Source organism: Bradyrhizobium sp. JR4.1, from assembly GCF_040548605.1.
GTDB lineage: Bacteria > Pseudomonadota > Alphaproteobacteria > Rhizobiales > Xanthobacteraceae > Bradyrhizobium > Bradyrhizobium canariense.
Map to the genome: position 1 here is coordinate 1 of NZ_JBEPRY010000028.1, position 12297 is coordinate 12297.

General features: G+C 58.8%; 8 protein-coding genes and 1 pseudogene. All 9 read left to right on the plus strand.

Features of this window, described 5'->3' with window-relative positions; all coding sequences use genetic code 11:
* The coding region (locus ABIB90_RS35080; RefSeq protein WP_354202385.1) for a glycosyltransferase family 2 protein at nt 1-720 on the plus strand (720 nt) is incomplete at its 5' end.
* Between the two features lie 25 nt (nt 721-745).
* Nucleotides 746-1375: a nodulation methyltransferase NodS gene (nodS, locus tag ABIB90_RS35085; RefSeq protein ID WP_027515903.1), complete on the plus strand. Its 630-nt coding sequence runs from the start codon at nt 746-748 to the stop codon at nt 1373-1375.
* Between the two features lie 11 nt (nt 1376-1386).
* Nucleotides 1387-3099, plus strand: a complete 1713-nt coding sequence (nodU, locus tag ABIB90_RS35090; RefSeq protein ID WP_027515904.1) for a nodulation protein NodU — start codon at nt 1387-1389, stop codon at nt 3097-3099.
* Between the two features lie 4 nt (nt 3100-3103).
* Nucleotides 3104-4018 carry a nodulation factor ABC transporter ATP-binding protein NodI gene (nodI, locus tag ABIB90_RS35095; protein ID WP_027515905.1) on the plus strand — a complete coding sequence of 305 codons (915 nt, stop codon included), beginning with the start codon at nt 3104-3106 and terminating at the stop codon, nt 4016-4018.
* A 3-nt stretch (nt 4019-4021) separates the two neighbouring features.
* Nucleotides 4022-4810, plus strand: coding sequence for an ABC transporter permease (locus tag ABIB90_RS35100; RefSeq protein ID WP_027515906.1), 789 nt, complete (start codon nt 4022-4024; stop codon nt 4808-4810).
* A 205-nt stretch (nt 4811-5015) separates the two neighbouring features.
* A complete protein-coding gene (locus ABIB90_RS35105) occupies nt 5016-7028 on the plus strand; it encodes a carbamoyltransferase family protein (protein ID WP_354202420.1) in 2013 nt (670 codons plus the stop codon).
* Nucleotides 7029-7217: 189 nt separating this feature from the next.
* On the plus strand, nt 7218-8192 hold the full coding sequence (locus ABIB90_RS35110) for a nodulation protein NodZ (protein ID WP_027515908.1): 975 nt from the start codon (nt 7218-7220) through the stop codon (nt 8190-8192).
* 946 nt (nt 8193-9138) lie between these two features.
* Nucleotides 9139-9824 (plus strand): annotated as a pseudogene (locus tag ABIB90_RS35115) (SDR family NAD(P)-dependent oxidoreductase); the annotation flags it as partial.
* 290 nt (nt 9825-10114) lie between these two features.
* A complete protein-coding gene (gene nifA, locus ABIB90_RS35120) occupies nt 10115-11869 on the plus strand; it encodes a nif-specific transcriptional activator NifA (protein WP_354202386.1) in 1755 nt (584 codons plus the stop codon).
* The last annotated feature ends 428 nt before the right edge of the window (nt 11870-12297 follow it).

Sequence of the window (12297 nt, forward strand, 5' to 3'; positions counted from 1 at the left end):
TACCGCCGTTCCGCGCTCATGTTGCTGCTGGACCAGTACGAGACCCAGTTTTTCCGGGGAAAGCCGAGCGACTTCGGTGAGGACCGCCATCTCACGATCCTCATGCTCAAGGCGGGGTTTCGAACCGAGTACGTTCCGGACGCCATCGCCGCCACGGTGGTTCCGGACAAGCTCTTGCCATATCTGCGCCAACAGCTCCGCTGGGCGCGGAGCACTTACCGCGACACGCTGCTCGGTCTGCACCTGCTGCCCGGCCTCGATCGGTATCTCACGCTCGATGTGCTCGGACAGAACCTCGGGCCGCTGCTGCTCGCCATCTCATCGATCGCCGCGCTCGCTCAGCTCGCGCTCACGGACAGCGTGCCCTGGTGGACCGGTCTGACCATCGTCGCGATGACCATGGTTCGATGCAGCGTGGCGGCGCTTCGCGCCGGCGAGCTTCGATTTCTCGGATTCGCGCTGCACACCCCGATCAACATCTTCCTCCTGCTTCCGATGAAAGCCTACGCGCTCTGCACCTTGAGCAATAGCGACTGGCTTTCGCGCAAAGTAGCGAAATCACCAGACGTTGATGAATCGAAGGCCTCGATCGAAGACGCGACAACTGGACCAAGTCTTAACCGGGCATCGGAAAGGCCTGGCTCAATTCGCAGGGCAGGCCTTTCGCGCTCTTCCTCGCAGCTGATCGCGCCGGATGGCATTGCGGCAGAGACTGACTGAGCAGTTTTGGTAGGGGTATTAACTCGTGAGCGTAGACAACACATATCAGTCGTTGGAACGGGAGCTGGCTAACGACGATCCGTGGCGGCTTGACGACAATCCGTTTGAACGTGAGCGTCACACCCAATTGCTGCGGCTATCGCTGTCGAGCGGTGCCGTCTCAACCGGCCTCGAGATCGGGTGCGCGGCCGGTGCATTCACGGAGAAGCTTGCTCCTCACTGCAACCGGCTCACGGTCATCGATGTTATGCCGCGAGCGATCGGTCGAGCGGTCCAGCGCACCAAGAGGTGGTCGCATATCAGCTGGGCGGCGACCGATATTCTGCAGTTCTCGACGGAAGAGCTGTTCGATCTGATCGTGGTCGCCGAAGTTCTCTACTATCTCGAAGACGTGACGCAGATGCGTACCGCAATCGACAAGATGGTGAAGATGCTTGCTCCAGGTGGGCATCTGATCTTCGGATCTGCGCGTGATGCCACCTGTAGGCGATGGGGGCATGTCGCCGGCGCCGAAACAGTCATCGCGATTTTGACTGAAGCGCTCATTGAGGTCGAACGCGTGCAGTGCCAAGGGCAGTCGGCTGACGAAGACTGCTTGTTGGTCCGCTTTCGCAATCCGGAGCAATCTTCGGTCCGTCCCAACGGCCGAGCTTGAAAGGAGCCACTATGCGTATCTGCGGTATCAAGTTGACGCATGACGGGGCAGTCGCTCTGATCGAGGACGGCCGGCTGGTGTTTTGTGTCGAACAGGAGAAGCTGAACAACAATCCGCGTTATCAGACCATTGACAACCTGGATGCCGTTGTTAGCTCCTTGGCGGAGCACGGGCTGGATCCAACCGATGTTGATCAGTTCGTCATTGATGGCTGGGATGGAGAGTCCGAATCCCAGTTTGAAGTCCTTAGTGGGACGACGACCATCAAGCTCAAGGGCGCGCCGTATGTCGAACGGCAAGGCGATAGCCCCCTAGCTTCCCGCGATCGCATTGGCCTCATGCTCGATGGCAAGCTGTATCCCTATCGAAGCTATCCGCACGTCACCGGGCATGTAACATCCGCATACTGCGCCAGCTCATTCGCCAAAACCGCACAACCTGCTTTCTGCTTGGTGTGGGACGGCTGCATGTTTCCACGCCTTTATTATGTAGAGCCCCACGGCATCCGGTTCATCGAGTGCCTGTTTCCAATGATCGGCCACGCCTATGCGGCGGCAGGACATCACTTTGGACCTTACAGCCGGGCGGACCGGACTGGCTGGGACCTCGGTATTGCCGGAAAGCTGATGGCCTATATCGCGCTGGGATCTGCCGATGCGGACATCGTTCGAACGTTTCAGGAACTCTATCAGGCGCACTTTGCCAGCAGTGCTGAGGGAGCTTGTCCTGACCTTGCAGACATCAATAGCGCACAAACGCCACTTGAAGCCCTGCATGACTTCTTCGATGCCTGCGCAACGCGATTGAAGGCCGAGCGAGCCGAAGACGTGCTTGCGTCGTTTCACGTCTTTCTGGAGCAGCTGCTGGTTCGCAAAATTTCTGATGTTGTGCAGCGGCACTCCGATCTTGCGGGGGCGCGTAACCTCTGCATTGCGGGCGGCTGTGGTCTGAACATTAAGTGGAATAGTGCGTTTCGAGCGACCGGGCTGTTTGATGCCGTGTGGGTACCGCCCTTTCCAAACGACAGCGGCTCAGCGATCGGTGCTGCTTGCGCCGCACTTGCGGCACAACAAGGCTTTAAAGCCCTGGACTGGTCGGTCTACAGTGGGCCGTCCGTTCGTCCGACCGAAGTCCCGCCCGAGTGGGAGGGCGCGCCCTGCACTATGGGCGAACTTGCGGCAATCCTCGCGAGCGACAAGCCCGTGGTCTTCCTTGCCGGGCGTGCCGAGCTCGGACCACGAGCCTTAGGTGGGAGAAGTATTCTTGCAGCTCCCAGCTGGGAGGGAATGAAGAATCACCTCAACGACATCAAACTCCGTGAGCATTTCAGGCCGGTAGCGCCGATATGCTTGGAGGATCGTGCCCTGGAGATTTTTACCCCAGGAACACCCGATCCATACATGCTGTTCGATCACCAGACGAGACCGGAATGGCGGGACAAAATTCCCGCTGTCGTACATCTCGATGGATCTGCTCGGCTGCAGACGGTTTCCAGAGCCTCTGAGCACAAAGTGGCCGAGCTTCTCATCGAATTCGAGAAGCTCACAGCCATTCCGCTGCTCTGCAATACCAGCGCCAATCTACATGGACGCGGCTTTTTCCCAGATGCTGCAGCGGCGTGCCATTGGGGACGCGTCGATCACGTCTGGTGTGACGGCCTGCTTTGGACAAAAAAGCGCGCGGACGAGGAATCGGCGCGAGCAACATCCGTCGCGATGGCCTAAGCAAATGTCTACCGCGGCAATCGATCTTTTCGAGGTGAGCAAGTCCTACAACGGCAAGATCGTCGTTGACGACCTTTCGTTTACGGTCTCGCCCGGAGAGTGCTTCGGTCTACTGGGGCCGAACGGCGCGGGCAAGAGCACGCTTGCGCGTTTAATCCTGGGTGTCGCATCGCCGGACGCAGGTAAGATCTGCGTGCTCGGCGAGCCGGTGCCTGCACGTGCGCGCTTAGCGCGCCGGGGCATCGGGGTCGTCCCACAGTTCGATAACCTTGATCTTCAGCTCACGGTTCGCGAAAACTTGCTCGTTTTCGGGCGCTACTTCGCCATGAGCGCGACAGAGGTCAAAGCGGTCACGCCGGCACTGCTCGAATTCGCCCGGCTGGAAAACAAGGCGGATGCTCGCGTCGGCGAACTGTCCGGGGGCATGAAGCGGCGGTTGACGCTGGCCCGGGCCCTGATTAACGACCCGCAGCTTTTGGTGCTTGACGAGCCGACGACCGGCCTCGATCCGCACGGCCGGCACCTGATTTGGGAACGCTTGCGCTCGCTATTGGGACTCGGAAAAACGATTCTTCTCACGACCCACTTCATGGAAGAGGCCGAGCGACTGTGTGACCGCCTGTGCGTGCTTGAGCACGGCCGTAAGATCGCCGAAGGCCAGCCTCACGCGCTCATCCAGGAGCAGATCGGCTGCCAGGTGATCGAGATTTACGGTGGCGATCCGCATGAACTGCTGCCGCTGGTCAGCCCGCAAGTGCAGCGCGCTGAGGTGAGCGGGGAGACTCTGTTTTGCTATGTCACCAATCCAGAGCAGGTGCGCCTCCGGCTCGCCAACCGCACCGATCTCCGCCTTCTGCAGCGTCCCCCAAATCTGGAGGATGTTTTCTTGCGGTTAACCGGGCGAGAGATGAAGGACTGAACGATGCGGCAACGTTTTGCGCCTGCACTCCCTGCCAATCCATGGAACTGGATCGCCATATGGCGCAGAAATTTTCTGGTTTGGCGGAAAGTAGCCTTGGCGTCGATTCTTGGCAATCTGGCCGAGCCGATGAGCTCTCTGTTCGGTCTTGGTTTTGGCCTTGGAATGATCATAGGTGGCGTCGATGGGACCTCATACATCTCATTCCTTGCGGCTGGCATGATCGCCATAAGCGCAATGGTCGCCGCGACCTTTGAAACGATCTATGCAGCTTACGCTCGCATGCAGACGAACTGCATGTGGGAGGCAGTGCTCTGTACACCGCTTACGCTCGGCGACATTGTTCTCGGTGAACTGGCATGGGCAGCGAGCAAGGCCTTGCTGGCCGGGACGGCGATCACGATTGTTGCCGTAACACTCGGTTATGCGGAGTGGTCATCCATTCCCTATGCATTACCAGCCATCGCACTGACTGGTCTCACTTTCGCGAGCCTCGCAATGGTCGTTGCAGCACTTGCCCCGAGCCATGACTATTTCATCTTCTACCAATCACTCATTCTCACGCCCATGATGTATTTGAGCGGAACGATCTTCCCAGTGAGCCAGTTGCCAGGTTCATTTCAACGCATAGCGGCCTTCCTGCCGCTGACGCATGCGGTCGATCTCATTCGTCCAGCAATGCTCGGTCGGTCGGTCGACAGCGTCGGCATGCATATGGGCGCACTGTGTCTTTACGCGGCAGTTCCATTTGTCGTCGCGGCCGTGCTGCTTCAGCGGCGCCTGATGCGGTGATGGGCACGACGAGACCAAAAGCGAAGCACCGCGTGCGCGACAGCAGATGTCGGACGCAACGAAAGGTTTCGGTTGCGTGCCACGCGTTTCCTGCGCGTCGTTGCGCTGGTGATGCGCAAGTCTATCCGCGGCGAGGTCCGGCCTACTCGCAAAGCAAGCGACAAGTAATAGGCCGGAAGGCCTCTCAGGATGTATGGAGAACAAGATGTTGTGTCTAGGACTGAGTGGTGGGCTCGACAGGGTCTATGAAAACCCGCTTGAGCTACCGAACACGTTTCTGCACGACGGCGCTGCGGTACTTGTCAAAGACGGGCGCGTGATCGCCGCCGTCGAAGAGGAGCGCCTCAATCGGATCAAACACTCAAACAAGCTCCCGAGCAGTGCGATCGAATACTGTCTTGCAGCCGCGGGCGTGGAGCTTCGCGACGTCGATCGTATTGCGTTCTACGCCAGTGAAGCCTATTGCAACGCGATGCTTGAACGGCTCTTGATATCACAGCCGGAAAGTTCAGTTCCCACCGATGCCAATCTGCTGTTGCGGCACCTTTTAGCGGCGGAATTCGGTACCGAAATTGATCCCTCGCGGGTGTCATTCGTGGGCCACCATCAGGCCCATGCCGTGAGCGCTCTGGCGATGTCGGGTTTTGAAGAAAGCCTGGTTCTCGCGGTCGACGGTTGTGGCGACTTTCTGTCGGGGCTCTTGGCGGTCGGGTCGGGCACCGAAATGACCGAGCTTGCGACGTTTCCAGAGAATAACTCTCTCGGACTGTTCTATCTGGAGACGATCCGATACCTCGGTTACGGCCTGTTCGACGAGTATAAGGTCATGGGACTGGCTCCCTACGGAGATCCCGCTCGCTATCGCGAGCTGTTTGCCAAATTCTATGAGCTCTCCGCAAACGGTGGCTACCGCGTTCACCTCGACCGTATCGGCCCGGCATTGCTGCGCAACATCGAGGTCCGGCGAAAAGGAATGCCGTTCACGCAACAGCATCGAGATGTGAGCGCATCGTTGCAGGAGGCGCTTGAGCGGATCGTGTTTCACATTCTTCGGCATTATCGTGAGTCGACCGGAATGAAACGGTTGTGCCTGGCTGGCGGAGTGGCCCACAACTGCACTCTGAACGGAAAACTTTTGTATTCAGGTCTGTTCGAGGACATCTTCGTGCAGCCCGCCGCGCATGATGCCGGATGCGCATTGGGCGCAGCACTGATGGTATCTAACGAAGCCGGCAAGCCGGCGCCCCGCGAGCGACTGCAAGCGGTATATTGGGGGCCGGATGTCGGCAGCGACGATAGCATTGAACAGGAACTGAAGGGATGGGCCGGACACCTGGAGATTGAACGGGCCGCTGACGTTTCAGCCAGAGCGGCCGAGTGGATTGCGGATGGCGCCGTGATCGGGTGGGTACAGGGCCGGTCCGAGTTCGGCCCGCGCGCGCTCGGCAATCGCAGCATTCTGGCGGACCCCAGGCCCGCCGCAAACAAGGAGCGGATCAACGCGATGGTCAAGAAGCGCGAAAGCTATCGTCCATTTGCGCCGTCAGTTCTGGAGGAGGATGCGGGCGCCTTCTTCGAGTTGCCGGATGGTCGCGCAGAGTACCCCTTCATGAACTTCGTCGTTCGCGTGCGAGAACCCAAGCGTCCTTTGCTGGGCGCGATCACGCATATCGATGGTACGGCTCGGCTGCAGACGGTTTCCCGCACGACCAATGCCGCTTATTGGGACCTCATCAATGCGTTCAAGAGCCGGACCGGCGTCCCAATTCTGCTTAATACGTCCTTTAACAACAATGCCGAACCGATCATCGATTCCGTTGCCGATGCGATTACGGCGTTTTTGTCGACCGAGCTGGATGGCCTTGTCGTCGGGTCATTTCTCGTCAAGAAGCGGGCAACAACGCTCGAAAACTGGACTGCGCTCACTGTGTCACTGCCGCCCCATGTATCTCTTTACCGCGTTCGCGCTCATGCGGGTCGAGAACGCCAGGAAACAGTCTGTGAGGTTCGCATAGATCACTCCAACCGTGATGGCGTGCGCGTTTCGCATGATCTGTTCGAAATGCTGATGCAAATTGAGAAGGAAGCTGTTGTTGGCGATCTTCTCGACAGCGTCACCTCTGATGGGGCCAAGAGGGAGGCTCTCGTGATGGAGCTGCGCGGGCTCTGGGATCAGCGCCGCATTCGGCTGCATCCATTACGGAATGCGCGTTTGTAAAAAGGTCAGCATACGGAGGGCTCAGTGAGCGCGTCTTGCATGATCTGCCAATCGCTTGCCAGCGAGGGTCGGCGTGCGAGTTGATCGCCTTGCGTCTGGGTGACCAGCCTCCATTGGCGTCGATCGGAATCCCAGATGAGTAGATGCTGCACATAAAGTGATGTTGCGCAACGAGAAGGGTGTCACAACTTGACGAACGAACGCTTTGTTATTTCTCGGAGGCGTACTGGTTTTGGTGATTGCCTCTGGTCGTTGGCGTCAGCCTGGTCGTATGCGCAGCGGACCGGGCGAACGCTCGTCATCGATTGGCGCGGTTCGTGCTATGTCGATCAGCCGTTCAGCAACGCCTTTCCGGTGTTCTTCGAGCCGGTTGAGGAGATCGCTGGCGTGCCGGTGATTTGCGATGATCGGATCAACCAGCTCTCGTTCCCCGGACCGTTCTACCCGAGTTGGTGGAATAGGCCGTCAATCGACTGCATCAATCGTCCGGACGAGCAGATTTTCCGAGAACGTGACGAACTGACCGAGCTGTTCCAGGCACGAGAGGATAACCAAGCCAACACCATTGTCTGTGACGCTTGCCTGATGTGGCGTTGTGCCGAGGAAGCCGAACGACTGATTTTTCGGAACATCAAACTCAGGTCCGAGATTAAAACGCGGATCGAGGCTTTGTATGAGGACCACTTCAGCGGCCACAGCGTCATCGGCGTTCATGTTCGGCACGGCAATGGCGAAGATGTCATGGGGCATGCGCCGTACTGGGCCGATTCAGAGCTCGCGCTTCGTCAGGTGTGCATGGCCATCCATAAAGCCAAGGCGTTGCCATATCCAAAGCCGGTAAAGGTTTTCCTGTGCACGGATAGTGCACAGGTGCTCGATCACGTATCGGGTCTGTTTCCCGATGTCTTCGCCGTACCAAAACGGTTCCAGGCCGATCGGGCAGGGCCGTTGCATAGTGCGGAAATGGGAATTGAAGGTGGAGCTTCCGCTCTCGTCGACATGTATCTTCTTGCGCGATGCGCTACCGTGATCCGCTTTCCCCCAACCAGCGCCTTCACGCGCTATGCCCGTCTGCTCGTGCCACGCATTATTGAGTTTGATCTGAGCAATCCGGAGCATTTGACGATGATCGATAACCCATACGAGCATTTCGCCGCTTCATGACGTGCCATAAATCGTCTCGAGCCTGAGCAATGGTCAGCCAGATCATCAGCCGCATGCTGATGGTCTCGGACAATATCGAGTTTCGCGCTCACAGAAGCGGCGGACAGGACTTCCCTCCGCAGGGGACGGTACCGACGTGGCGATGGAGAGTGCCGGCGTCGGCCTGCTCAAGGGGTACTTTATCGGCATCGACCTGTCGCCGGGCTCGATTTTAAGCGCCGGAAGGATGGCGAGCAGCAGGTCGGCAATAAGTCACGAATCGAGTTTATGGGGTGACCGGCGCACTATCACGGTTCTGGTGCGAGTGGCCGGGCGGACGCCTGCGAAACTTAGGCCAATGCCGGCGAGCGCCGGCGGCTTTGCCTCGCAATGCTTCGGGCCGTCATGTGTCAGTCGGGCCGCGCGGAAAGATTATGGTCGTGTCATGATCTGGCCTAAATCGCCATAGCTGGCCGGACGGTGAAGAGCAGGCCCTGGAGGGTCCGGGCCGCCAAGGAAATCTGACGGAGCCGACAGTCGTGTCAGAATGTCTGAGCAGCAAGGAGGCGCGTCCGGTAAAATGGTTCGCCTTTCCTGGGCAATCCTTTTGCGGTCACCTCGGTTGCTTGATGACCGCGTTATTCATGAGCCGCTCGCAGAGTTCTATCGGACCGAGGCGTAATGAACAGCACGGCCTGTGGCCGGTCGGTACCGCCCGTGGCGTGAGGCGCAGCCATGTCGCCTGCGAGCGCAAGTCTCTGGGCTCCCGAGACGTAGCGCACGCATTGGGCGGCGCGTCCGGCAACTGGACGCCACGACTTGCTGCGGCGCTGCTGCTGTCGAAAAGCAAACACCAGCTGTTCGGAACCGACCATTTGGGTCGTAACGTCCGCCGTTGTGCCCCCCATCGCTCTGGCCCGGATCCTGCACCAGGTGCACAGCCGAGGGGAGGGGGAGCGAGCCGCGCGTGAGTCTAGATCCACCAGCTGACAAAGCGATCCCAGCTCAATCGTCGGAAACGGACCCTGGCCGTCCAGTTCACGCCGATCGAGCGGGCCGTTCGCTGCGTGAGCGGAAGACGCTGGTATTGACGGGGGCATCGCGCGGTATAGGTCGCGCCACCGGAAAATTGCTTTCGGAGGCCGGTTGGCGCGTCATTTCTTGCGCGCGCCAACTATTCGATGCGGTGCGCTGCCCATGGGACATAGACGGCGACAGCTATATCAACGTCGACCTGAACGAGCATCGCAGCCTGCCGCGGGTGCTTGCCGTTCAAGGAGCGCCTTGCAGGGGCACGGTTGCACGGACTGATCAACAACGCCGGAAACTCACCAAAGACGCCGAACGATACCCGGCTGACGTCGCTGGCGACCTCAGTCGATACCTGGATGAGGGTGTTCACCTGAATCTGGTGGCGCCGATCCTGCTCGCTCAAGGTCTATTCGACGAACTAAAAGCAGCTTCAGGGGCGATCGTCAATGTGAACTCAATCGCTTTGCAGGCACGGCATATGCAATTTCGAAAGCCGCACTCGCTTGTCTCACGCGCGAAATGGCGCACGATTATACTTCACATGGCATCGCGCCCGGCGAAATCAAGAGGGACACATTGTCGCCTGACACCGAAGCGCATCTTGTGCCAAAGATCCCACTTCTGGCGCCGAAGTACCGATCAATGGCGGACAACGCTTGTGACCAAGGCCGCTCCTGCCGAGTCGGTCTGGACCTAAGCAATGAAGCCATTTAGCGGGGGCGAATCGGTGCGGCGAGCTGGAAAGAGAGCAGCAAATCGAATCTCTGTAAGAGCTGCCGGCGGTGCCAAGAGCGTGACCTCTCGGCCCGACCGGAGGACTGGATGTCGGATCGAGGATTGGCATGCAACGCAATTGCAACAAATCCGATCGCGCTGATGGGGAGGATCAAGAAAGGAACGGAGAAGTCGTTATGCTGGATGGCGTTTCCCCACGCGAAAATCCAAACTCAACCCCCGAGGCGGACCCTTCCGACTATATTGTGCCGTCGCAACAGAAATCGCTAAACACGATCTTTGAAATAGCGCACACCCTCACCGCCCTCTGCCGGCTAGAAGCCAAGATGGCGAGCGTCATCGAGTGTCTGCGGTCGCTTTTGCCGATGCGGCGCGGCATCGTATGTCTCCTCGATCACGACGGAACGCCGGAGATCTTCGTAGGCGGCGACGGGAGCGAGGCGCACGATGAGCGCAGTGGGCTACGCTTGCCGCGAGGAGCAATTGATCAGATCTTGACGACGCGGCGGCCGCTTATCGTGGAGGATGTAGCGCTGCATTCGGCCTTCACTCCTTCGGACCTCCGCATGCTAGATGCGGCCGGCACGACCCGTGTCGCCTTCATCGGCGTTCCCATCGACATTGGCGACAAAGTTGTTGGCACGCTGAGCGTCGACCGAATCGCGGATGATAGGTCGCGTGCGCAGCTTCAGGATGACCTCGGCCTGCTGACCATGGTCGCTAGCTTGCTGGGCCAGACGGCAAAGCTGCATCGTGTGTCAGCGCGCGATCGCGAGCGGCTTATGGACGAGGAGTTTCGGCAGCAGAAGCAGCTGTCGGAGCTCAAGCCTCATGGGCGGGAGCGTAAGAAGGTTGAAGTTGACGGAATCATAGGCGACAGCCCTGCGCTATGCGCCTTACTTGAGAAGGTCGAGGTGATCGCAAAATCAAACAGCACGGTTCTGCTGCGTGGCGAATCGGGTACCGGCAAAGAGCTGGTCGCGAAGGCTATTCACGAGCGTTCGGCGCGCGTCAAGCGGCCGTTTATCAAGCTCAATTGCGCAGCTCTCACCGAGACGGTGCTGGAATCCGAATTGTTCGGTCATGAGAAGGGGGCGTTTACAAGCGCATTCAACGCGCGCAAGGGCCGCTTCGAGCTCGCCGACAAGGGAACGTTGTTTTTGGACGAAATTGGAGAGATTTCGGCCTCGTTCCAGGCGAAACTGTTGCGCGTGTTGCAGGAGCAGGAATTCGAGCGCGTGGGCGGCAATCAGACGATCAAAGTGGACGTCCGCGTGATTGCAGCCACGAACAAGAATCTTGAAGAGGCGGTGGCAAGAAACGAGTTTCGCGCCGATCTATATTATCGCATCAACGTGGTTCCTCTGCTGCTGCCGCCCCTGCGCGAAAGACGTACTGATATTCCGCTTCTCGCCGCTCGATTCTTGGAGAACTTTAACAAAGAGAACGGCCGTGCTCTGACCTTGGATCCAGGTGCGATTGACGTGCTTGTGAATTGCGCATTTCCCGGTAATGTCCGCGAGCTCGAGAACTGCATGCGGCGGACCGCGACCCTAGCGCAAGGATCGTCGATCGTAAGAGACGATTTTGCGTGCTGCCAAGGGGAATGCCTGTCGGTCAAGCTATGGAAGTGCGGACCAGAGGAATTGGGGCGACAGCCGAGCCCGACAATCTCACTGCCCGCGAGGCTGAGCATGCCGCCAACACAAGCTGTGCCACATGTTCAGCCGGTCACTGGCGAACTGACCCCGCTTGAGCCCCCCGGCCGACCTGTAATAGGCGCGGCGAAGGTCATCGATCGCGAGCGCCTTATCGCTGCGATGGAAAGGTCCGGGTGGGTACAGGCCAAGGCGGCACGCCTGCTTGGACTGACGCCGCGCCAGATTGGGTATGCATTGAGAAGGCTGGGCATCGAGATCAAGCGCTTCTGAATAGGAATCGGGCTGGCTTCTCTCTCTGCTCTCCTCTCTCTCTCTCTCTCTCTCTCTCGCGGCTGCGGTGAGAAGAGTGTCTGCAAGAGGCGGCTACTTACTTTGGTGCAAGACCCGGACGTGAAACTTGTGGGCTTTGCTTGGGGCGCGTGTCGGAAAGCGTAACGCCTCTTCGCGTCGGCCGATCTCGTCATCGCCTGCTTGCAATGAATTCGCCCTATGAGAGATGGCCACGTTTCGAGTCAATGCAGGGTCGCGGCGGCAACGTTTCTGCCGTGACGCAGATTACCGGGAGAAGTCCGCTTTGCGTAACCGGTCGCGGTCGCCCGAACCGTTTCATCCTCGGTCGTCCGTCATTGCATTCGTTCCTCATCGGCTAACTGCCTGGGATGGTATGACACTTGCTGGTCATGGGCAGCCTGCTCAAC